General features: G+C 40.2%; 18 protein-coding genes. 16 read left to right on the top strand and 2 right to left on the bottom strand.

Annotated features, from left to right (window positions below; all coding sequences use genetic code 11):
• Positions 1-77 precede the first annotated feature (77 nt).
• Positions 78-1253, bottom strand: a complete 1176-nt coding sequence (locus IE199_RS12310; RefSeq protein ID WP_189770906.1) for a hypothetical protein — start codon at positions 1251-1253, stop codon at positions 78-80.
• Between the two features lie 25 nt (positions 1254-1278).
• Positions 1279-1587 carry a cell division protein ZapA gene (locus IE199_RS12305; RefSeq protein ID WP_189770904.1) on the bottom strand — a complete coding sequence of 103 codons (309 nt, stop codon included), beginning with the start codon at positions 1585-1587 and terminating at the stop codon, positions 1279-1281.
• 186 nt (positions 1588-1773) lie between these two features.
• Here IE199_RS12305 and IE199_RS12300 point away from each other — a divergent pair, with 186 nt between their 5' ends.
• The 16 genes from IE199_RS12300 (at position 1774) to IE199_RS12225 (ending at position 23608) form a co-directional block, all read left to right on the top strand.
• Complete coding sequence (locus IE199_RS12300; RefSeq protein WP_189770902.1) at positions 1774-2340, top strand: UPF0149 family protein; 567 nt, start codon at positions 1774-1776, stop codon at positions 2338-2340.
• Positions 2341-2342: 2 nt separating this feature from the next.
• Entirely contained in the window at positions 2343-3674 is a 1332-nt protein-coding gene (gene pepP / locus IE199_RS12295) for a Xaa-Pro aminopeptidase (protein ID WP_189770900.1), read from the top strand.
• A 29-nt stretch (positions 3675-3703) separates the two neighbouring features.
• A complete protein-coding gene (ubiH, locus tag IE199_RS12290) occupies positions 3704-4918 on the top strand; it encodes a 2-octaprenyl-6-methoxyphenyl hydroxylase (protein ID WP_189770898.1) in 1215 nt (404 codons plus the stop codon).
• A gap of 33 nt (positions 4919-4951) precedes the next feature.
• Positions 4952-6166 carry an FAD-dependent monooxygenase gene (locus IE199_RS12285; protein ID WP_189770896.1) on the top strand — a complete coding sequence of 405 codons (1215 nt, stop codon included), beginning with the start codon at positions 4952-4954 and terminating at the stop codon, positions 6164-6166.
• A gap of 245 nt (positions 6167-6411) precedes the next feature.
• Positions 6412-8874: a TonB-dependent receptor gene (locus IE199_RS12280; protein WP_189770894.1), complete on the top strand. Its 2463-nt coding sequence runs from the start codon at positions 6412-6414 to the stop codon at positions 8872-8874.
• Positions 8875-8895: 21 nt separating this feature from the next.
• Positions 8896-10230, top strand: a complete 1335-nt coding sequence (locus IE199_RS12275) for a hypothetical protein (protein ID WP_189770892.1) — start codon at positions 8896-8898, stop codon at positions 10228-10230.
• Between the two features lie 410 nt (positions 10231-10640).
• Positions 10641-11732, top strand: a complete 1092-nt coding sequence (gene gcvT / locus IE199_RS12270) for a glycine cleavage system aminomethyltransferase GcvT (protein WP_189770890.1) — start codon at positions 10641-10643, stop codon at positions 11730-11732.
• Positions 11733-11820: 88 nt separating this feature from the next.
• Entirely contained in the window at positions 11821-12210 is a 390-nt protein-coding gene (gene gcvH / locus IE199_RS12265; RefSeq protein WP_189770888.1) for a glycine cleavage system protein GcvH, read from the top strand.
• A gap of 108 nt (positions 12211-12318) precedes the next feature.
• Positions 12319-15204: an aminomethyl-transferring glycine dehydrogenase gene (gcvP, locus tag IE199_RS12260; protein WP_189771344.1), complete on the top strand. Its 2886-nt coding sequence runs from the start codon at positions 12319-12321 to the stop codon at positions 15202-15204.
• A gap of 346 nt (positions 15205-15550) precedes the next feature.
• A complete protein-coding gene (locus IE199_RS12255; RefSeq protein ID WP_189770886.1) occupies positions 15551-15871 on the top strand; it encodes a hypothetical protein in 321 nt (106 codons plus the stop codon).
• Entirely contained in the window at positions 15871-16359 is a 489-nt protein-coding gene (locus IE199_RS12250; RefSeq protein WP_189770884.1) for a hypothetical protein, read from the top strand. The genes IE199_RS12255 and IE199_RS12250 overlap by 1 nt, the downstream gene beginning before the upstream one ends.
• Positions 16360-16827: 468 nt before the next feature.
• Positions 16828-17658 carry a TnsA endonuclease N-terminal domain-containing protein gene (locus IE199_RS12245; RefSeq protein WP_189770883.1) on the top strand — a complete coding sequence of 277 codons (831 nt, stop codon included), beginning with the start codon at positions 16828-16830 and terminating at the stop codon, positions 17656-17658.
• Complete coding sequence (locus IE199_RS12240) at positions 17651-19897, top strand: TnsB C-terminal domain-containing protein (protein WP_189770878.1); 2247 nt, start codon at positions 17651-17653, stop codon at positions 19895-19897. Before IE199_RS12245 ends, IE199_RS12240 begins: the two co-directional genes overlap by 8 nt.
• Positions 19897-21294 (top strand): ATP-binding protein, encoded by a 1398-nt coding sequence (locus tag IE199_RS12235; protein ID WP_189770876.1) that lies wholly within the window; start codon positions 19897-19899, stop codon positions 21292-21294. The genes IE199_RS12240 and IE199_RS12235 overlap by 1 nt, the downstream gene beginning before the upstream one ends.
• On the top strand, positions 21291-22166 hold the full coding sequence (locus tag IE199_RS12230) for a hypothetical protein (protein WP_189770868.1): 876 nt from the start codon (positions 21291-21293) through the stop codon (positions 22164-22166). Before IE199_RS12235 ends, IE199_RS12230 begins: the two co-directional genes overlap by 4 nt.
• Before the next feature lie 11 nt (positions 22167-22177).
• Entirely contained in the window at positions 22178-23608 is a 1431-nt protein-coding gene (locus IE199_RS12225; protein WP_189770866.1) for a TnsD family Tn7-like transposition protein, read from the top strand.
• Positions 23609-23673 lie beyond the last annotated feature (65 nt).

Below are 23673 nucleotides of genomic sequence, written 5' to 3'. Positions count from 1 at the left end.
TGTTATCAATAAGACTGTTTGTCCAAGGATTAAGCTAACTGTTTTATCTTTGGGCAAAAATTTCTTTGGACCTCGAATTACTGGTTAAACTTTTGGCAAGGCTGGTAGTCTGGATCTTGGTAGTAATCTAATAACTGTTCTGTGAGTGCTCTCATGCGAGCTTGTTCACTGTGATCATAGTTTTCGCTGAAAAAGGTCGGGAGCAACCGTTCATCTGCAATGACATAATTAAAGAGCTTACTGTATTCAGCCGATTTTGATAAATAAGCATCAATGGAAGATTTAGTTTCATCTGCACTCATTTCTAGGTTGAAATCTTGATGATAGCTTTCCAGAATACCTAAGCCGAACATTTTATCGATGACAATGTTACCACTGTGCGAGAGATATTGTCCTACTTGGTAGCAAGATTCTGAGGACAAATGTTGTTTTTGAGGCATCACACAACTACGGTGAATTTCAAACAAACCGTCACCTGTATGCCTACTGTTACCCAGAAGCATCAAGCGTTTATTGGCAGGTAAATTAGTATTTGAAGCCAAAAACTGATCTTCATTTCGACTGTTGCTGAGATAGGGATTATTATAGGCAGGCTGCTTTATTGCTTTCATTATTAGATCGTCAGCCGTTTGGTAATCTTTTTGTTTTAGTTTACTTGCCGCTAACGCTAGATATAAATAACCGTTTTTCTGGTGTTCTACAGCACGGGTCACCGTTCCATCACAAGCAGTATTATTCTTAACTAAGCCACAATAGTGAATAGCTGCGCTTAATGCAAAAACGTCATTGGGTTGTTGAGTTAAGTATTGTTCAAAGATGTTTAGCTTATCACTAGCACTTAACGAATCCTTTACTCCGTAAAGCATATATTCAACTTGCTGTTTAGGGTTAACCTGATTTTTGGCTCTTATATCTTGCCAATTTGCTTCAATGTTCTCTTTTGCTTGTGCTAATTCTTCTTGCAGTTGTTGTCCGTAAAAGCTATCGGGGTCAATTGTACATTCAGGTATCTTTTCCAAACTGTCTATTTTATTTGTAACCGTACTCGATTTGCTTTCTGTAAATAGCGGCTTAGGGACAGAGGTTGCTGATTTGACGTTGTTCTGTTGATAAAGAGAATTTGGGTTTTCTGCGGACTCGTTTACACTTGCTGTAGAGAGGGAAGTACTTTCTTTAGATAATGGGTACAAACAAAAATAAACAAACGAGCAGGTGATTATTAATCCTGCTAAAAATTTGGTTTTACTGTCCATAGTAAGTTATTAGTTTTTTTTGGATTTAGGCGCTTTTTTCTTGATTTTGAACGGCTTGGCCAATTGTTTGTTGCAATAAGTCAATTTTACTTTGCAATTGCTGTTTTTCTTGCTCAAAACTTTGCTGTTGCGTTAGCAAATCATTCGCTAAGTTCAACGACACCATCAACATGGTTTGTTCGGCAGTTTTGAATACTTTGCCTTGGCTTTGACAAGCGCCTAATCGTTTATCGAGTTCTTTGGCGGCTAGAAGCAATGCCGATTCCTGCCCCTGCGGACAAGCAATCTTCAGTCGTCTTCCTGCTACTTCAATGGTCACCGTGTGTTGGTTCATTTGAATTTGAAACTCTTATATAAATTAGCTACTTGTTTGTAAAATAAACAAAATATTAGCACATAGTAGCGCAACTATAACCAGCTCAGATCATAGATGCAAGCAGTTATCGTTGCTTTATGTTGCTGGCTTAGAGCTTTAGGCAGTGTTAGGATATAAATAATAGCTTTTATTACAGTTCTTTTTATGTCAAATAACCTATTAGATTTCGCCTCAGTACAGGCGACTTTCACAGCGCATAGCGCAGAATTACACGCCGCCGAAGTTCACGGCATGTTAACAGGCCTTATTTGTGCTGGCTTTTCTTTTGAGAGTAATAACTACACCACATTAATTGAAGATATGTTTAACAATGGTGAATCTTTATCGCCAGAAGTTCGCATCAACATTAAATTGATGTTTAGCCAAGTGTGGCAATCCATTTTAGATGACTCATATTCTTTTGCCTTATTATTGCCTGACGATGATGAATCTATTATTGAGCGCAGCCATGCATTGGGCGTTTGGGTACAAGGTTTTAATTTAGGCTTTGGCCTTGAGCAAAAGAAAACTTCTAGTTTGTCAGACGATGTTAAAGAAGTGCTGCAAGATTTCGCAGAAATTGCCAATTTAATTTCTGAAACTGAAGAAAATGAAGAGGTTGAGCAAGCTTATTTTGAAGTATCTGAATATGTACGCATCTCATCATTGTTATGTTTTACAGAATTAGGCACACCGCCTGAGCAAAAAAACAAATCGGAATCATTGCACTAACTATGACCCTTGCTTCATTACATTCATCTGAGTTTATTGCACGACGCCAGGCGTTTGCTAAGCAAATGCCAAACAACGTCGTAGCCTTTATTTTTGCCAGTAGCCAAGCAACTCGCAGCAACGATACAGAATATTTGTTTTGCCAAGACAAATCGTTTTTGTATTTAACTGGGTTTAACGAGCAAGATGCGGTATTAGCCATTGAGAAGGTCAATAATCAGGTAAAATCTATCTTGTTTTGCTTGCCCAAAGATCCTTTGCAAGAGGTATGGCACGGCAAACGTATCGGCAAAGACAATGCAGTTAAACAGTACTGTGTTGATGAAGCATACGATATCGAAGAAATTGATGCTGTGGCGCTTGAGCTGATCTGTGATAAGTCAGTGATTTTGTATCGCCAAGGGCACAACGAAATGCATGACGAGCAAGTGATGCATTGGCTCGCTGATGTAAAAGCTTGTGCTCGACAAGGCATTAAAGCGCCAACATCGTTTATTGATTGCCAACCAATTATTGATGAAATGCGCCTATTTAAAAGTGCTGCAGAAATTGAAGTGATGAAACAAATTAATCATATCAGTGGTGGCGCTCATCAAAGAGCCATGAAAGCTTGTGCTGATGGTGTATTTGAATATCAGATTGAAGCAGAAATATTGCATGAATTTGCCATGCATGGCGCTCGATTTGCAGCTTACAACTCTATTGTTGCCGGTGGTAATAACGCCAATATTTTACATTACAACGACAACAGTGCACGGCTAAACAGCGGTGATTTATTGTTAATTGATGCTGGAGGAGAGCTAGCTGGTTATGCCGCAGATATTACCCGCACTTTTCCTGTTAACGGTAAATTTAGCGATGCTCAAAAAACCATTTACCAGTTAGTGTTAGATGCACAAAATGCCTGTATTGCTGCAGTAAAACCCGGTGTTAGCCTTGCTGAGCTTAACGATATTTGTATTGAGGTTTTTACCCCAAAACTTGTTGAGCTGGGTTTGTTATCGGGTGATGTTAATCAGCTGATAGAAGAAAAAGCATGCAAAAAGTATTTTATTCATGGTTTGGGGCATTGGTTAGGCCTAGATGTTCACGATGTTGGTGATTATCATATTGAAAATAAACGTCAAACACGTGCATTTGAACCTGGCATGGTAATGACTATAGAGCCGGGCTTATACTTTCCAGCAGATAACCATGAAATAGATGCTAAATGGCGCGGTATAGGTGTGCGAATTGAAGATAACGTGTTAGTTACTGATCAAGGTCATGAAAACCTAACGCAAAACGTGCCAAAATCCGTGGCAGATATCGAAGCGCTCATGGCGTCTAATTAACAACAAGGTTAAATCAAAGAGAGTTTTGTGTGACAAAACAAACCAATCATTTTGATGTGATCATCGCTGGCGGTGGCTTATCAGGTTGTCTGACCGCTCTGGCGCTATCAAAATTAACATTGCCGCAAGCAAGCAAGTTAAACATCGCTATCATTGAAGCAAATGAAGTGCTGAGCAACACCGCTTTAACTTTTGATTCAAGGGTATTGGCACTATCACACGGCAGTGTAGATTATTTAAAAAATTTACAAGTGTGGCAAGGTATTGCTACTAAAGCCGCGCCCATTGAAACTATTCATATTTCCGATAAAGGCTTTTACGGTAAGGCACGTGTTTACGCTAAAGATCACGGCGTTGATGCCCTTGGTCATGTGATTGAAATGTCGGTTTTGGGTGATGCATTAGTTGAACAGGTTAAACAGCAAAACAATGTGACTTGGTTTACACCAGATACCATTTCAACAATTGATTGGCACAAAGACCATGTCAATGTAACACTGGCGTCGGCGCAAACTATTTCAGCAAACTTGCTTGTAGCATGTGACGGTGGGCAATCCAAATGTCGTGAACTGGCAAATATTGCCAGCGACAGCAAAGACTACCAACAAACGGCGGTTATCGCTAATTTGTCGATGCAAACGCCTCACCAAAATATTGCTTACGAACGTTTTACCCAGCATGGGCCGTTTGCCATGTTACCTTTGCCTGAAAACAAAACCTCAAGCACTAAATGTTCAATGGTTTGGACCTTACCACCTGACAAAGCAGCCGAAGTCATGGCGCTATCTGACGATGCATTTAAACAAGCGATTACCCAGTCGTTTGGTTCTTGGTTAGGTAAGGTGGATATTGTAGGGCAACGGGCTGCTTATCCGTTAATTTTACTCAGAGCAAAAGAGCAAATATTTCATCGCACTGTGCTAGTGGGCAATGCCTCGCACACCATACATCCAATTGCCGGGCAGGGGTTTAACTTGGGTTTGCGTGATGTCAAAGTGTTAGTTGAACAGATAGCACGGCAAATTAAAGCGCAACAAGATTATGGCACCTTAGCCAGCCTGATGGCATACAGCGAACAGCGAGCAAAAGATCACAATACGGTGATTGGCATTACTGATTCTTTAGTCACTTTGTTTTCAAATACCCTACCGCCATTGGTGATTGGGCGAAATATTGGTTTAAAAGTGATGAATTATTGCCCCAGTTTGAAAAATGCTTTTGTGAATAAAACCATGGGCTACTAAGTAATACGGCCCAATAAAAATTAGAGTACAAAAATGCAAAAATTTGACGTGTTAATTGTTGGTGGCGGCATGGTAGGTTTAGCAACCGCATTAGCATTACGATTAAAAGATGATGTTAGAGTTGCCATCGTCGATACTCAGCCACTTAGTGATATTACTGACGATCACGACGTTCGTGTTAGTGCACTTAATGAAGCCAGTCAGCAATTTTTAAAAAGGCTCGATGTGTGGCAAGCCATTACCGAAGAACGACATCAGGCGTATCAACACATGCATGTGTGGGACAGCCAAGGTTATGGTCATTTAGACTTTAACATCGACGATATTTCAGCCAAAGATCACTGTGGCCAACTAGGCTGGATCATTGAAAATAGCATTATTCGACGTGCCTTGTGGCAACGCGCTCAACAAGACAACAATATTGTTTTTTTTACGCAGGAAAAACTAACCAATTTGGCGATGGGTGAAAGTGAAGTGTTTGCCACATTTGCCACACAGGCGCCAATCGTTGCAAATTATGTGGTTGGTGCAGACGGTGCGCGTTCATGGGTGAGAGAGCAATGCAAAATTGCTTTAACGTTTCGCGATTATGATCATCACGCTTTAGTGGCAACGGTTAAGTGTCAAGCAGGGCACAACAACACCGCATGGCAAGTATTTTTACCCACTGGGCCATTAGCTTTTTTACCATTAGCGTCAACAAATAATGATCTGTGCTCTATCGTTTGGTCAACATCACCTGAGCAAGCACAGCAACTACAAGCAATGAGTGAAAGTGACTTCAATAAAGCGCTAACCGCCGCCAGCGATGGCAAACTGGGGCGATGTGAAGTACAAGGAATTAGACAAAGTCATCCTCTGACCATGCGTTATGCTCGAGAATTTGTGCATGATCGCATTATTTTAGTAGGTGATGCTGCCCATACGATACATCCACTGGCAGGTCAGGGCGTTAATTTAGGGTTTTTAGATGCCTCAGCGTTAGCACAAATGTTAACGGATAAATCAATGTCAGCAAGCAATGCACTAGCTTACTACCAGCGCTGGCGCAAAGCCGATGCGATGGAAATGATCGCTGCGATGGAATCTATCAAGCAAGCGTTTACACCACAAAACGAGCCATTTAAATTTGTTCGTGGCATTGGCATGAGCCTGATTAATAAATTATCACCTGCGAAAAAGCTATTGATAAAACAAGCATTAGGCTATCGCAATAACTTACCTGAACTATCACAAATTATACGTTAATACCCTTTCTAAAAGCCCTGTTAAGCGATAGCTTGTCAGGGCATTCTCTCAGTAAAAAATTCTTACATTTTTCTAAATCACTAAAAACTTTATATGTAAAAAAATTGTAGCAAAGTGAATTGTTATAACGTAACATTTGGCATTTGTTATATTATAACAAATGCTTTGTGGGTTTGTAATTGTATCCTAAGGAGCCAACCCCACTAAAAATTCAAAAGGCTCTGCATTAAAATCAAGGAATTATAATGAAAATTAAATCGCTGTCTTTAGCGGTGGCTGTGGCAATAGGTACATTATCGCCTTCGCTCAATGCAGAAATTATTAAAGGCAAGGTGATAGACCAACAAGGTCAGCCAGTTGCCAATGCCAAAGTACAAGTTGTCGGCAGTAAAAAGAATATTTTTACTGATGAACAAGGTAACTTCGTAGTTAACGATGTGCGCACAGGTGACGTAGAAATTCACTTTTCACGTAAAGGTTTTATCCATTTCAGTGAAAGATTAGTTGTTAAGCCGCAAGACGAAAAGGTGATGAAGGTGCAACTTACACCTTCGAGTATTGAAGTGATCGATGTGACGGCTACACCATTTCACTTATCAAATATAGAATCTGCACAACCGGTTTCAGTGCTATCTGGCGAAGCACTGCGCCGTCAACAAGCAACGACAATTGGTGACACGTTAAACAAAGTGGTTGGTGTGCATAGCAACTTCCATGGCTCTGTTGCCAGTACACCGATTATTCGTGGTTTAGACGGACCACGGGTATTGATCACACAAAATGGCATGGATGTTACCGATGCTTCACGTGTTGGCCCTGATCATGATATCGCCAGTAATGCCAGTACCGCTTCACAAATTGAAGTTTTACGTGGTCCTGCAACTCTGTTTTACGGCAGTGGTGCAATTGGTGGTGTCGTTAACGTCGTTGATAACCGCGTGCCGCGAGACAACAGCCAATACGGTGAATTTACTTTAGAGCACAACTCTATTAATGATCAAAAGTTAGCAGCAGGACAATTTAACACTGGTGGTGACAATTGGGCGCTGCATTTAGACGGTTTTACCACTGAAAGTGACAATTATGAAACGCCAACTAAAGTGGCATCAGGCCAAACTCAAAGTGGCAAAATTGAAAACAGCCAAAGTGACAGCCAAGGTTTTACGCTTGGTACTAGCTATATTTTAGATAACGGTTTTGTTGGTGTTTCTTACGGTCGATTAGAAAAAGACTACGGCATTCCAGGCCATTCACACGGCGATGAAAGTGTACCTGTAACGGCAGAGTTAACTCAAGATCGTTATCAACTAGTCTCCGAGCTTGCCTTTGACCATGCCATTTTAAGTGCAATTAACATCAATTTAGGTTACACCGACTATGAACATGGTGAAATTGAGTTTGGTGTTGTAGGAACGCAATTTACCAATGAAAATTACGAAGCGCGAATTGAATTTTTACATCACGAATTAGCGGGGTGGCGCGGTGGCATTAGTGGCCACTACAAGAAGTCAGATTTTGCCGCGGTTGGCGCCGAAGCATTTTCACCACCATCAGTGACAGAAACCTTTGCATTAGCACTAATTGAAGAGCGCCATGTTGGCGACTGGTTATGGCAATTGGGTGCGCGTGTTGAACGAGTGACCATTGACGCTAACAACATGTTACTTCCAAGTGCGGCAGTGCACGGTCACGATGATGACGACCACGACCACGACCACGACCACGACCACGACCACGACCACGACCACGACCACGACCATGGATCTCATGATGACCATGCACATGACGAGATGGACGTGACACGTGTTTTTGACAGCAAATTTGAATTTGAACCCTTTAGTTTATCCGCTGGTGCTGTTTGGCAATTTACCGAAGGTTACAACTTAGGTATCTCGGTATCTCATGCTGAGCGTGCGCCTTCTGCTGCTGAGTTAATGTCGTTTGGTCCGCATATTGGTACTCGCTCATATGAAGTGGGAGCTGTGTTTGCGTTACATCAAGATCACGGTGAAAGTCACTTAGGTTTGACGGACAAAACCATTGAGATGGAAACGTCTAATAATATCGATTTAACCTTGAGAAAATTCACGGGTGATGTCGGTTTTATCTTCAATGCGTTTTACAACCACGTAGATAACTATTACTACCAAGAAAACACAGGATTGTTTGCTGAAAACGGTCATAACCACGACCACGGTGACCACGATCACGATACACATGGTCATGACGCGCACGACGATCACGACCATGGCGGTGAATTACCAGTTTATTTATTTAAACAAGCTGACGCTGTTCTGCATGGTTTTGAAGCACAAGTGTTTTGGCAAATTGATGACGCCTTCAAGCTAACACTACAAGGCGACCATGTGCGTGCGCGTTTAAAAGACGGCGGTAATTTACCTCGCACATCGCCAAGCAGATTGGGCGCTGAGCTTGCTTACGAGTTAAGTGATTTTACTGCACATATCAGTGCTATGCGTTACTTCAAACAAGACAAAGTTGCCGGTTTAGAGACCAGTACCGACGGTTACACCTTAGTTGACGCTAACGTGAGTTGGCAAATGCCAGTGACAGCGCTTGATCTTGAGTTGTACTTAAAAGCTAGCAATCTAACTGACGAAAAAGCAACGGTGCACACTTCCTTTATTAAAGACATTACACCTGTTCCTGGGCGTTCATTCGCTTTAGGTATTCGTGGATATTTCTAATTTAAAAAATAATAAGTGATTATGATGAAAACAAAACTCAATTTAATTTTATGTGCCATGTTAAGCACAACGTTGATCGCTTGTGGCGATTCAAAAACAAACATCACAGAAAAAGAGCCTGTGGTTATTCCTAACCCTGGTGGTGATGACCATAGCCATGACGAAGTAAGCTCAGAAGGTCGTTTGGCATTTACCACGTACGGCGCTAATGAAATTAATATTATTGATTTAGAGCACAAAGAAAATATTGCCACGATTAGTACACAAGGTTACGCAAAATACATTTATGCCACGGAAAACAAGCGTTACGCTGTGTTAGCTCAAGTAGATGATAGCCAAGTACAGTTTTTAGATGGTGGTATTTGGCAAGAAGATCACGGCAATCATTTACATCCATATCAAGAAGATCCTAAGTTGATGGATTTTCATATCGACGGTGTTAAACCTGCTCATGTAACGACAAGTGATGATGCGGTTGCCTTATTTTTTGATGGTAATGACGAAACTGGCGACAATGCACAAGTTGTTATGTTTAACGAAACACACGTTGCTGAAAACAGTAGCGAAGCACCTGTATTAAATTACGACACTTATATGCACGGTGCGGCGCAAGCACGTGGTGAATTTCTTATCAGTACGTTAAGAGACGCGAATAGTGCAACGTCATTGCCTGATAAAATTGCTTTGTATGAAGCGCATGGCGATCATTTTCATCAAGAGCAAGTGTTTGATGTATCTTGCCCAGGCTTACACGGCAGCGCTCAAAACCATGATTATGTCGCATTTGCCTGTACTGACGGTGTAGTGGTGATCAAACAAGAAGGTGAAACCTTTACCGCCAGTAAAATTGCCAACACGGAAGACTTTGCTGCTGACCAACGTATCGGCACATTAAAAGGCCATCATGATACTGAGCAATTTATCGGTATTGCGGGTAATGAAATGTTCATTGTTGACCCAGAGCACGGTGAAATTGAAAAAGTACAGTGGTATAACGCTAGCGAAACATACTTATCGGGCGGTGAATTTAGCTTTGATGGCAAATATGGTATTACGCTTGAAGCAACAGGTACATTAACCATATTTGAAGCTTATGTAGATGGTGGTCACGCGCACTGGGAAGTGATACACAGCATCGAAACTAGCGAGCACGACATCAGCGAAATGCCAGCAAAACACAGTTATCGTTTAGCGGTTTCACACTATGAAAACGTGGTTTATGTGAGCGATCCAATCAGCAAACAGGTGGTGAAATACGACTTAGCCACAGGTCAAGCTGTTGACGAAATAGAGTTGAGTTTTGTCCCTGATCGCATGGTGTGGTTAGGCATAGTTGGTGGTGCTGCTGATCACTAATTCAGCAAACTAGTTCAGCAAAAAAGCAAACATAACCAATAGAAGGAGTAGAGCAGGTGCATAGCTTGTTCTACTCTTTTTTAGTTTTAAGGAACTGCCTTATTTAACACGCTAATATCTATCAGAATTTGACTACTTAGTCAGGAAATGAAACCCTCGTCGAATAAATATCTAATCACGTTACATCAATCAAAATCAAAACTAATTATATTTTTGAAAAGCCCTTTTTTGAAAATATAATTTTGATATCAAAAAATATGCGGTTTTATATTTGAAATACTCATGTATATTTGTTGAATACACGAACTTACATCGTTATAATTGCGCGCACATTTTTGTAAACCGCCTAAGCTAAGCTAGTAGCATCAAAGCAGGGCGTTTTTCAACAACAAGCAACAGTGGATAATTACATGACCAATAAAACTGTATTACATGCCAAGCACCTTGAAGCTGGCGCAAAAATGGTTGATTTTCATGGCTGGGAAATGCCAATTAACTATGGCTCACAAATAGAAGAGCATCATGCAGTTCGTCAAGACGCAGGTATGTTTGACGTTTCACACATGACCATTGTTGATATTAAAGGTAACGATGCAAAAGCATATCTTCGCCGCTTAATGATTAACGATGTTGCTAAATTAGAAGTAGCAGGCAAAGCACTTTACACGGGGATGTGTAATGAAGCGGGCGGTGTAATCGACGACCTTATCATTTATTTCTTCACTGACACTGACTACCGTTTAGTTGTTAACTCAGCAACACGTGAAAAAGACTTAGCGTGGATGAACAAACAAGCAGAAGGTTTTGACATCACCATTACTGAGCGTCCTGAGTTCGGTATGATTGCGGTTCAAGGCCCAGAAGCAAAAGCAAAAGTAGCCACTATTTTAACTGCTGAGCAAAATGCAGCTGTTGAAGGCATGAAGCCATTTTTTGGTGTTCAAGCTGGCGACTTATTTATCGCAACAACGGGTTACACGGGTGAAAACGGTTACGAAATTGTTGTACCAGAAGCACAAGCTGCTGATTTATGGCAACAACTAGTTGACGCAGGTGTTAAACCTTGTGGTTTAGGTGCACGTGACACGCTACGTTTAGAAGCGGGCATGAACCTTTATGGTTTAGACATGGATGAAGCGATTTCTCCATTAGCGGCAAACATGGCTTGGACCATTGCATGGGAACCTGCAGATCGTGACTTTATCGGTCGTGAAGTATTAACAGCACAGCGTGAAGCTGGTGACCAAGCTAAACTTGTTGGTTTAGTGATGACAGAAAAAGGCGTATTACGTACAGGTTTAAAAGTTATCGCTGAAGCAGGTGAAGGCGTGATCACATCAGGTACTTTCTCACCAACTTTACAACATTCTATTGCCATGGCTCGTGTACCACGTAGCGTAAAAATTGGTGATGAAGTTGAAGTTGAAATGCGTAAAAAATTAGTTAAAGTTAAAGTGGTTAAGCCGAGCTTCGTACGTAACGGCAAAAGTCAATTGGACTAATTTTCAACATGCTCTATAGTGAATTCGAGTAGAGCATAAACAGTTTTTAAATTTAATAACAATTACAGACACAATTAGGAAGAATAACATGAGCAACATTCCTTCAGAATTAAAATATGCAACATCACATGAGTGGGTACGCAATGAAGGTAACGGCATCGTTACTGTGGGTATCACAGAGCATGCACAAGAGCTTTTAGGTGACATGGTATTTGTTGAGTTACCAGAAGTTGGCGAAAGTGTTAGTACTGGTGATGACGTAGCTGTAGCTGAGTCTGTAAAAGCAGCTTCAGACATTTATGCTCCAGTGTCAGGTGAAATTGTAGAAGTTAACGAAGATTTAGAAGACTCTCCTGAGTTAGTAAACTCTGACGCATTTGGCGACGGCTGGATGTTCAAAATTAAGTTAGAAGACGAAGGTGAGTTAGACAGCCTACTAGACGCAGAAGGCTACGAAAACTCAATCGACGAAGACTAATCGTCGCGGGACAAATAGTGTAAAGCCCTGAAGTGTATTTCAGGGCTTTCTTTTTATTTTTTACTTACTGTCACTTCTTAGGTAAGCAGTTTTATGACTACTCAATCAATTAACAACGTTAAGTTGGAAGATTTAGAACAAACACAAGACTTTATTCGTCGCCACATTGGTCCGGATGAAGCACAAACTCAGGCCATGTTAAATGAAATTGGTGCTGAATCTGTTGATGCATTAATTAACGAAATTGTTCCAAGCGACATTCGTTTAGCAGACCTTCCTGCGATTGAGGAAAGTAAAACAGAAGTTAAAGCATTAGCTGACTTAAAAGCAGTTGCTAGCCAAAACAAAGTAAACAAAAGCTACATTGGTTTAGGTTACTACGGCACGCTAACACCAAACGTTATTTTACGTAACGTGTTGGAAAATCCAGGTTGGTACACAGCGTACACACCTTACCAGCCAGAGATTGCTCAAGGCCGTTTAGAGTCATTATTGAACTATCAGCAAATGTGTTTAGACCTAACAGGTTTAGACCTAGCATCTGCCTCATTACTTGACGAAGGTACTGCGGCAGCTGAAGCAATGGCATTGGCTAAGCGTGTATCGAAAAACAAAAAATCAAACCTGTTTTTCATCGCTGAAGAAGTTTACCCACAAACAATTGACGTAGTAAAACAACGTGCTGAAATGTTCGGTTTCGACATCGTTGTTGCAGCGGCTGACACAGTAGGTGAGCACGACGTATTTGGTGCACTTTTACAATATCCAAGTGCTACAGGGGAAGTACGTGACATCAGCGAGTTAATTGCTAAAGTTCAAGCCAACAAAGGTATTGTTGCTGTAGCTGCTGACATCATGAGTTTAGTATTACTTAAAGCGCCAGGTGAATTAGGTGCTGACGTAGTGATCGGCTCAAGCCAACGTTTTGGTGTGCCAATGGGTTACGGTGGCCCACATGCTGCATTTTTCACAACTAGTGACAAATACAAGCGTTCAATGCCTGGCCGTATTATTGGTGTATCAAAAGATACGCGCGGTAACAACGCATTACGTATGGCAATGCAAACACGTGAACAACACATTCGTCGTGAAAAAGCCAACTCAAACATTTGTACAGCGCAAGTATTGCTAGCTAACATGGCGGCGTTCTACGCGGTGTACCACGGCCCACAAGGCTTAAAAACAATTGCTAACCGTATTCACCGTTTAGCTGACATTTTATGTTTAGGTACAGCATCTAAAGGTTTACAAGCAGTTCACGCTAACTACTTTGACACTTTAACATTTAACCTAGACAACAAAGATGAAGTAGTTGCTCGCGCATTAGCAGCAGACTGCAACTTCCGCACAGACGTTGACGGCCAAATCAGTGTTTCACTTGATGAAACTACAACACGCCAAGACGTAGCGGTATTATTTGACGTATTATTAGGTGAAGGCCACGGTTTAGACGTTGCGGCACTTGACCAACAAATTATCGACTGTGGACACTCATCGATCCCAGCGACACTTGTACGTGAATCAGACATTTTAACGCACCCTGTCTTCAACTCGTACCACAGCGAAACAGAAATGCTTCGCTACATTAAAAAACTAGAAAATAAAGACTTGGCCTTGAACCATTCAATGATTTCATTGGGTTCTTGTACCATGAAACTTAACGCAACGGCGCAAATGATCCCGGTATCTTGGCCTGAATTTGCCAACATGCATCCATTTGCACCAATTGACCAAGCACAAGGCTACAAAGCTATGATCGACGAGCTTGGCAAATGGTTAGTTGAGTTAACAGGTTACGACAACATTTCAATGCAGCCAAACTCAGGTGCTCAAGGTGAATACGCTGGTCTTATCGCGATTCACAAGTACCACGAGAGCCGCGGCGAATCACATCGTAACATCTGTTTGATCCCTTCATCAGCACACGGTACTAACCCAGCGTCAGCACAAATGGTTGGTATGAAAGTAGTGGTTGTTGACTGTGATAAAGAAGGTAACGTTGACATGGCAGATCTGAAAGCAAAAGCTGAAGAACTGCGTGATAACCTATCTTGTATCATGATCACATACCCGTCTACTCACGGTGTATATGAAACAACAATTCGTGAAATTTGTAACATCGTTCATGACAACGGCGGTCAAGTTTACCTTGACGGTGCTAACATGAACGCACAAGTGGGCTTAACATCACCAGGCTTTATTGGTGCTGACGTATCTCACTTAAACTTACACAAAACATTCGCTATTCCACACGGTGGTGGTGGCCCAGGTATGGGTCCAATTGGTGTTAAATCTCACCTTGCTCCGTTTTTACCAGATCACGCATTAGTGACAGTAAACGAAACCACTAAAGGTAACGGCGCGGTATCAGCGGCTCCATTTGGTAGTGCAGGCATTTTATGTATTTCTTACCTATACATCGCTATGTTAGGTAAAAAAGGTGTAACTGACTCAACTAAATACGCGATCACCAACGCTAACTACTTAGCGAAGAAATTAAGCGAGCACTTCCCAATTCTTTACACTGGTGCTAATGGCCGTGTAGCTCACGAATGTATCGTTGACTTACGCCCATTAAAAGAAGCGTCAGGCATTACAGAAATGGACGTAGCTAAGCGTTTAATGGACTACGGTTTCCACGCTCCAACAATGTCGTTCCCAGTAGCGGGTACGTTAATGATCGAACCAACTGAGTCAGAAAGCAAAGTTGAAATCGACCGTTTCATTGAAGCGATGGTGACTATTCGTGATGAAATTCGTAAAGTAGAGCAGGGCGAGTGGACGTTAGAAGACAACCCTCTTCACAACGCACCACACACATTAGCTGACATTACTGGCGAATGGAACCGTGGCTACTCAATTGCAGAAGCAGTATTTCCAGTACCAGCAGCGGCTAACAACAAATTCTGGCCAACAGTAAACCGTATCGACGACGTATACGGCGACCGTAACTTAGTTTGTTCATGTCCAGCAACGGATACGTATAAAGACTAATTAGCTATTGTGTAGCGACATCTAAAATTTAGACAAACCTATAAAAAAATAGACAAACTCCGGTTTGTCTATTTTTTTGCCTTTTCATCCTTATTAAAAAGTCCAATGATGACGATTGGGGGTCAACTCAAGGTCATTTATTACTGTTTGACTGATTTGAGAAGTGTTGTAATGGCAACACAGTTTGCTCGAAGCAGTCGTGGAAATCTTCTTGTCTAGCGAAATTTTAGTGACACTTCCGAGATATAAGTGACACTTCCGAGATATAAGTGACACTTCCGAGATTTTTTCCTAATTCTAGTTCATTCTTAAACGATAGTTTTTGATCGGTTTAGGAGCTCCCGATATGTATGCGACTGTACTTGAACAGCATCTTATAGATTACTCACCTAATGTATTCTTCTACAGCCCTTTGCAGGTTGATGACGCTTTTGTGTTTGTTTTACATCGGTTGTTCCGAACGTTATCCGAAATGGTGGGAGATGGGATTGTTGAGGTATTGCATGTTGCGGTTTGCCCTAAGACACACATTCCAACCGTTCAGCTGATGCTACCACCCCAGCTTAATGAGAAAGACTTTGGCTCATTATTTGATGATACGCAGAGACTATTGCATCAAGCAGCTGCTCAAGAGTGGAAGCGGCAGTCAACTGAGGAGAAGCTGTAATGAATATCTTATTTTTATGCACCTCGAATTTAAATCGCTGCAAGACAGCTGAAGACCACTTTGCTGTGAAAGACCCACTACGCGTCTATCGCTCAGCAGGTTTGAGCGAGAAAGAGTGCAAGCGAAACAGTACAACATTATGCAGTGAAGAGCTGCTCGAATGGGCAGATGTTGTGTTTGTTATGGAAGACGAACATGTGCGCCGTATCGAGCAATACACTGGTCAGCGCTTCTTAGACAAAGTCATCAACCTCAATATTCCTGATGTTTATCAGTACGGTGAGTCTGCTTTGATAGAGCAACTTGAAAAGCGCAGACAGGCAATGCAATTTGAAGAGTTGTTTGCTCGTATTGAATCGCAATCTTCAGCTCGCGCTGCACTCCGTTTATTTGAGGTAAGTGCTACTGAGCTTGCTGAAACTTATCAATCTGGGAGTGAAGAGCTGGCCGTAACTTTTAAACCGAGTTTAACCGAAAAGCAATCTTAAAAAGTAGTGGTTTTAATGAATATTCCAGAGCTTATTTATTCAGAGACCTACGCTGAGCTCTATCAAAAGGAATGAAGTAACGCATTAATGATGCATGAAGTTCCTATCAGTCAAGGAATAGCGGAAGGGAGTTTTGGAAGCCACCTCCTTTGATTAATGGCTTTAATACCTACTTCAAATTCGAACGTATTTTGATCAATTTCTCATTTGAAAGTTCCGATTTACTTATTCAAGTAGATTTTAAATTTGGATCTCTAGATGTCTATTTTCTGTGGTTTTTATATAACTTCCCAAGATGATAATTCATTGGCATTTTAAGTGCTTACGTTTGTGCATGAGGAGAGTTTTGACAGGCATTTAATTATCGCTATATTATTATAAGTTATTGATTTTGATCGAAAATTTGATATTTTTGCAAATGTGATTTACTCTTTTAATCAATAATTGATTTATTGATTAAGTTTTACGATGAAGAGACGTCAAAATATTACCAGAGAGGTGCGCGATGGCTGGGTTCGTAAGTTTGAAAAATTAAATAAACAGAGTCGTCTTTATTACTCCTTTATTACCACTCAAGATATAAAATCAATGGGTAGCAAATCGCGAACCCCCGACTTTGAAGAGCGAGGGCAAGATCGAGACTTATTATCTACTAATGAGAGAATGTTTTTTTACCGCTTACGTTTTTCAAAGAAGTTTGTATCGATTAAAGAACAGTATCCTTTGCTGCCGCTTGAGCGAGTCATCGGTGTCGCTAAGCAATTAGGGGTTCGTTATCCAACATATCCATATTCACGAAGTGTAGAAGTCGTAATGACAAGCGACTTTGTGTGTAAAACTTTGTCTGGGAAGTTAGTTGTATACTCGATAAAAGACACAAAGGCTTTTAAAAATCTATCAGAAGCTCAGCGAAAAAATTTAGACAATAAATTAAAAATAGAAAAGGCGTTTTGGGAATCGAAAGGGGCAACTTGGTATCTTATATTGAGTGAGCAAATAAAAACAATTTTTGCCCAAAATTTAGAGCAACTTTTTCCTTCATGCTCTCTTACCGTAAAGTTACAAATATTTCATCCGAGATGGCTACAACTGTTTAGCAACGGTTTAAGTTATAAAAAGCAACGTTTGAGCGAGCTAGTCACAGCAATCGCTTTAGAGCTCGGTATCAGTTATCAAGAGTCTGTTGAGATTTGCCAGTTTTGTATCTGGAATAAGCATATTAAAGCAAACCTATCTTCTATTAAATTAAGGTATGAGTTATCTCTTGAGCAATTAGGTTGTGAGGTTAATCGTGGCTGATGAACTACAACTTGACGATCTTTTAACTCCAGGCGTTGAGAATGAGTCAGCTTTAATTGTTGAGCCTCACATTGTTGTGTTTATTGACGGCACCACAGATCGGGTGCTTATGGTAAATATGACTAAGGAGCAAAAACCGAGTCTGTTTAGTTTAAAGGCTATTTATGACGAATTAGATAGTTTGATTTTGAGGAAGGCTATTTTAGATACACCTGCTCATTTACTTGTAAGTGATGAGAGCTTAACGGCTGAGCAAAGAGAGTTAAGAGACGCTAAGTTCCGAGTTATTGAGCCAATCATACGAAACATAGAGGAGTATTCACTTTCCAATACTTATGGGAAAAATACGGTAAAAAATTGTTTACTGATAGCTAAATCATTAGGCGTTACAGTGAATAGAACGCAATTGTATCAATGGGTTAATCGTTTTTTGAAAGCAGGCTCAAATAAAAATGCATTCCTAAGAAAACCCGGCAGTGGGCATGGAAAAAATAAAACATACCTCAAAAAAACTGGGCCAGAAAGAGGCGATGGCACTATTGGGCGAATGATTAATGATAACGATAAGCGGCATATTGAAACAATTATTAGAAAGAAAATATTCACAAGGGCACCACTTAGCTATGCTGAAGCTTATCAAGTTTATCTCGACACTTATGCAAGTGACCCTGTCATTAATATTCATACCGGTGAGATCTCAAAGTTAAAACGCTGGGATGACGAGTTACTATTATCTCTAAAGCAGTTTGAAAACTATGCGTCCAAGTTTAGGAACAAAAATAAAGCTAAGGAGCAAGAGGCGCAAGGAACATCTGATCAGCACTACAAAGATGTGGCAGGTTTAAAAGGAAATCTAGAAGAGTTTTATGCTGAAGGTCCTGGGCATGTATATCAAATTGATGAGACACCTTTAGCAATTGAATTAGTGGATGAATTCGATCCAACTCGCCAGAAACGAGTTGGGCGGCCAACTTGTTACTCTGTTGTAGATTTATTCAGCTCAGTGTGGGTTGCATTATTGTTAACATTTGCAAAAGCGTCTGCTCACACAGCGCGTGAAATTATTTTTATAGCCTTTCGAGATAAAACAAAGTTCTGTGAAGAAATCGGTATAAAGCTTAATCATCCTTTTAATATCTCTGGTAAATGCAGATGCATTATGGTCGATAATCATGAGTTTAAAGCTGAATTAGAGAGATCCTTAAGCCAAGATGCACATATCGAACAGATTTATAATACCGAAGGTCGGTCAAACCAAAAAGGTGCTGTAGAGCGAAAACATAAGTCTCTAGAGGACTTCTTGTTTGGGCTTGTTCCTGGGGTGGGAAGGAAAAATATAGCTGATTATTTAAAACGAAATTTGCGAAAAGATGCTCTTTTAAATATTCGTGAGTTGTATCAGCTACTTATTGACTTTATCACTACCTATAATAACTTTGCGCCTGTTGAGAGCCTGACTTTAACAAAGGAAATGAAGCAAGATGGGGTACAGAAGGTTCCAATGTCTAAATTTGAATGGGGACTTAAGCATAGACCCGGCTATTTAAAACCTGTTAATGAGACTGAGTTATATTTTTCACTTTTAGAGGTTGGGCAGGTCACAGTACATCGAGAATATATACTGCTACCTGGTCGGTATTTTAAGTCCGCTGGCAAATCATCTAAGGGATTGAAATACAACTGCCAATGGATATTGGAAAACGGAGTACAAGACGTTAAAAGAGGAAAAGAACTGCCGAAGTATCCTTGTCGCTTTATGCGTTACTCATTAGGCGTTATCTATATAGATACGCCAGATGGTTTGAAGCCTGCTTATTTACAATCAGTTGACCGATTGTATGAAAACATGCCAGCAGAGTTAGTTGCTAATTATAAAAAAGAAGAGAAAATTGAAAATAATAAACTATCAACATCTTATCAAGAAAATTTAAGTGCTGTCCGAATTAATGCTGAAAATATTGTTGCGAATGCACTACTTGAAAAGCAGCAGATTAGTGCTAATGCAGCAAACTCTCAAGATTTATCAGCAAATAGAGATGAAGCAATCAAACGTGAAATTGAAGCTTCTTCAAATCAATTTAAACAAATGACAGGAGTCGGGATCGATCAGGCTCTAAATAGTGATAGCGAGATTGAGAGCACAGACCCATCAGTGGAACAAGCTTCATCAGAAGCAGCACATCCGTTCGCACAGAAAATGAAAGAGCGGCTAAAAAACAATCGTCGAGGTAAAAGTTAATGGGGTTTCAAGTTGCGCAATATTACAAGTTAAACTCACCTCTTCTCAGCGGTAATCCTTTGATTGAATGCCTACCATTACGTTTGTCTCAGGAAGCTTTCTGGGATGCTGTCGTTGACTTGGTTGAAGTTCCAGAGAAACTGGATAGTTTCGATGTGGAAACGAGGGAGTTATTGGCGTCAGAGATTATGAAATCTGTTTGTCCAACTTCAGAATATTTTGATATTTATTGTGATCTCCTTAATACCTTAAAAGAAGGGTTTATTAGTCGAAACCCTTTAGATTCTAACACTGAAAAGTGGAAGAACAATATAGCAACGAAAACGTATCAACGAACAAGAACAACGGCCCCTAATATTAAATTTACCGGCATATCTGGAATGGGAAAAACGACCGTTGTTGATAGCATTCTTGCGCTTATTCCACCTGTTTTGATTCACCCACATGATGGTCCTTTTGGCGTTGAGACGACTCATATTAACTATATAAAAGTCAATATTCCCGGAGAGGCAGACAGCAAGTCCATATGTTTGGCTATAGCTTCAAAAATAGATGCCGTGTATGGGACTGACTATGAAACGCAGTATGGGGCACTGAAAAGATCAGTGTGTATAGATAAGATTATTACTTTATGTACAACACTATTAATAGGAATGATCATTTTTGATGAGATTCACAACATCTGCTTTTCATCACCCAATGAGCGAGCATTGATTTTTACTTTATTTGACCGTTTTTCTCATGAGGCAAGAATACCAACTATCAAAATAGGTACGTTTAAAGCAAACCGACTGTCTAACAAAGTTTTTACTAATGCTCGTCGCCTAGGAATGCCTGTAGATTGGGCTAATTTTTCTGCTGAATCTGAAGACTGGAAAATGCTGGTAGAGTATGCATGGAGTTATCAACTAACTAACGAATATCAAGAGTTAACTCAAGAGTTAGCTCAAAGAGTTTACGAGTACACTTGTGGTGTACCTCATTGTTTATTTTTTCTTATTGAGCAGGCGAACAAATATTGTTTGAGAAACGGAATCGATAAATTTTCAAAGGAAGTGTTAGCCACTGTTTTTAATTTGAAATTTTCGATTATGAAGCCTGCAATTTTAGCATTAAAACATGGGAAAATTGATGCTTTCGACGACCTGATGACGACAAATTCAGATTTAGATGTCGAAACTACAAAGCTCATTAAAAAGTTATTGAAAATTGCTGATGAGAATAAATTTACAGGCCAAGAATCAAAAGCAATTATCGAACAGATTGAACCTTACATGATGGAGTACAGCTTTACTAAAAAAGAGTTAGCTACTTTTAAACGGCTAGAGAAGCAGGTTGCATCAGTACCATCAAATTTACCGAAAGAAGACGATGGTTACGAGGATTTGCCAATATGAGTATGCCTCATTGTAAGATATTGCCTGGTGAACATACTTTTTCATGGATGTTACGGAGTTATTTAGCATCAGGAGAAGACGATTTTCTATCTTTTCAAAAGCGGCGAGGCATTTTTGATCGAGGCATAACGGCCAACAAAATATTTTGCGACACAACATCTCAACTCTATAAATTATTAGAAACTAATCATGGTGTTTATTCCAATAATCTATCACTAGTACCTTGGCAAATATCGACTGGAAAGCCCGTATCTGAATTAGAAAAATTAATATCCTTTTACACGCATATGAATGAGCAACAGATGTTCTCATTTTCAACAGACTGGCATAGCTGCGCAGATTGCAGAGAAGAAGATTTAAACCACTATGGGACTAGTTTTTGGCATGCGAAGCATCAAATAACCAGTAGTTTTAGATGTTACAAACACAGGTGTGTGCTTCAGACTGCAAACCCATCAATCAAAAATTTGTATTATGAACAGTTGCCTCATCAGAATATGAATTGGTCGCCTTTAGTGATAGAGCCTTCTAGTACGATCATATCATGGCAGGATTTTATTGATTCATATTTAGAAGCTGATGCATCGTTACAAATACCGCTATGGGATTTAAAAGATAACATTGTATCCAGGCTAAATTTGCCTGTCTCAAAGCGTGCGGGGAGATTGAAGGTATGTCAGGAATTGAATGTGGATTTCGAAAAAGTATTGGGCGATAAGTTATTAAGATACCTTTTTAGGGATTTTGCCAGACCAACAGAGAGAGGAAGTATCAATATACTGAGAACGATGTTTGCGGGCCAGCATAAAAGTCATGGTGTTAGAAATTATGTGTACTGGTTGGCTCTTTATTACTGGTTAGAAAATCGCTAGAGCACGGTCCTGTGTATTCTTTTTTCCCAAAGCCTTTACCCGATGAAACTGTTTATAGCCTGCTTTGCCGATTTCACCTGGCTTCTGCTCAAGCTTCATTTAAAGGCAATACATTGAAGTTGTTTAAAATAAATGGTTCTCGCCCCAATAACGAATTCCCATCATTTTTGAATGAGTTTGAAGGATTAAGTGGGATTGATATGCCCACTCTTATTAACCAGATGACGAGTTTTCATTATTACGAACCATTTTTATCGCCTGACATGTGCTTAAGGCTTTATGACTCACTCAGAACGGGTAAAACAGAAAGTTTACAGAGTCAATTAGGAATAGTGGCAAGTAGATTCACGTATGGAAAGGAGTTGAAATCTTGCCCCTTATGTATGAAGGAAAATATTGATACTTACGGGACCACATATTGGCATTTGGAGCATCAAATTACAGGGGTATTATCGTGTCCAAAGCATAAGTGCATTTTGAACAGCGAAGTGTGCTCTCCAATAAAATTGCTTTTACCTAAGCTAAATAAAAATCTAAATGTAGAAGTATTTGACGGTGAAGAATATCGATTTTCGTCTTTACTGGCATCTGAACTACACGACCTCAATTGCGATATCCATTTACCTGAATTATATAATGCGTATTGGGATCGTTTGAGAGAGCTTGGTTTGCTCACGCAGTGTGGGCGTGTTAGGCAGGCAACGCTACACAAGCTAGTTCAAAAATGCTTAGAGAGGCTAAGTGATAAAACTCAGCATTTTCGAACACTCTATCACCAAGTCCAGAAGGATTATTTTCCTCAGTGTTTACTTTATCAAAGAAGTGTTCAGCATCACCCTATGCAGCATTTTGCATTTATCTTCTCTTTATTTGACAGTTGGGAGCATTTAAAAAAATTCATAGTTTCGGAACACACTTGTGATGCCTTGCCTAACAATCAATCGGTAAAAGTAGAGCTGGATTGGTCCTATTTTATTAACCAGCTTATCAATGGTCAAAGCCTTCGAAAGGTAGCTGCGTCAGCAGGTGTATCTATCGCAACATTAAAAGCAAGGGCGATTCAATATCAAGTCCCTATAGCTACTCGTCCTAGTAAGGTTTTCGACAAAGAGCGACGAATTATTTGGCGGAAGCTACTCATAGGTAAACCAACTGAAGATATTGCAACGGATTTGGGGATTTCTCAGGGAGCTGTGGAACAAGTACTCAAGTGCTACCCAGAAGTCAAAGAGTTGAGAGCTAGGATTAGGTATAAAGCCAAACGAGATGAAATGCTGGCAGTATTGGAAAAGTGTATCAGAGACAACCCAAGCTTTACGCGAAATCAGATTAAGCAAGCTGAGAATGCAGCTTATATGTGGTTGTTTAAACATGAGAAGAGCTTGTTAAATAAGGTATTGCCTAAGGCTATATTAAGACAAAGAAGGCATATCAGAACTTAAATAATTTAAAGGGATAAGAAGATTTTTAATCTAGTAAATTATTTTATTTAATGTAAAGTTATTTA

The organism is Thalassotalea marina (genome assembly GCF_014656435.1).
In the GTDB taxonomy this organism is placed as follows: Bacteria; Pseudomonadota; Gammaproteobacteria; order Enterobacterales; family Alteromonadaceae; genus Thalassotalea_C; species Thalassotalea_C marina.
Note: the sequence above shows the minus strand (reverse complement) of the source record. Positions and strands in the feature narration are given on the sequence as shown.

What these genes read in the sequence shown, in the direction of transcription:
- IE199_RS12285 (WP_189770896.1), top strand. Translation starts at nt 4,952, where the DNA reads ATGCAAAAATTTGACGTGTTAATTGTTGGTGGCGGCATGGTAGGTTTA.
- IE199_RS12300 (WP_189770902.1), top strand. Translation starts at nt 1,774, where the DNA reads ATGTCAAATAACCTATTAGATTTCGCCTCAGTACAGGCGACTTTCACA.
- IE199_RS12310 (WP_189770906.1), bottom strand. Translation starts at nt 1,253, where the DNA reads ATGGACAGTAAAACCAAATTTTTAGCAGGATTAATAATCACCTGCTCG.
- IE199_RS12250 (WP_189770884.1), top strand. Translation starts at nt 15,871, where the DNA reads ATGAATATCTTATTTTTATGCACCTCGAATTTAAATCGCTGCAAGACA.
- IE199_RS12305 (WP_189770904.1), bottom strand. Translation starts at nt 1,587, where the DNA reads ATGAACCAACACACGGTGACCATTGAAGTAGCAGGAAGACGACTGAAG.
- IE199_RS12280 (WP_189770894.1), top strand. Translation starts at nt 6,412, where the DNA reads ATGAAAATTAAATCGCTGTCTTTAGCGGTGGCTGTGGCAATAGGTACA.
- gcvH (WP_189770888.1), top strand. Translation starts at nt 11,821, where the DNA reads ATGAGCAACATTCCTTCAGAATTAAAATATGCAACATCACATGAGTGG.
- IE199_RS12275 (WP_189770892.1), top strand. Translation starts at nt 8,896, where the DNA reads ATGATGAAAACAAAACTCAATTTAATTTTATGTGCCATGTTAAGCACA.
- pepP (WP_189770900.1), top strand. Translation starts at nt 2,343, where the DNA reads ATGACCCTTGCTTCATTACATTCATCTGAGTTTATTGCACGACGCCAG.
- gcvT (WP_189770890.1), top strand. Translation starts at nt 10,641, where the DNA reads ATGACCAATAAAACTGTATTACATGCCAAGCACCTTGAAGCTGGCGCA.
- IE199_RS12245 (WP_189770883.1), top strand. Translation starts at nt 16,828, where the DNA reads ATGAAGAGACGTCAAAATATTACCAGAGAGGTGCGCGATGGCTGGGTT.
- IE199_RS12235 (WP_189770876.1), top strand. Translation starts at nt 19,897, where the DNA reads ATGGGGTTTCAAGTTGCGCAATATTACAAGTTAAACTCACCTCTTCTC.
- IE199_RS12230 (WP_189770868.1), top strand. Translation starts at nt 21,291, where the DNA reads ATGAGTATGCCTCATTGTAAGATATTGCCTGGTGAACATACTTTTTCA.
- IE199_RS12255 (WP_189770886.1), top strand. Translation starts at nt 15,551, where the DNA reads ATGTATGCGACTGTACTTGAACAGCATCTTATAGATTACTCACCTAAT.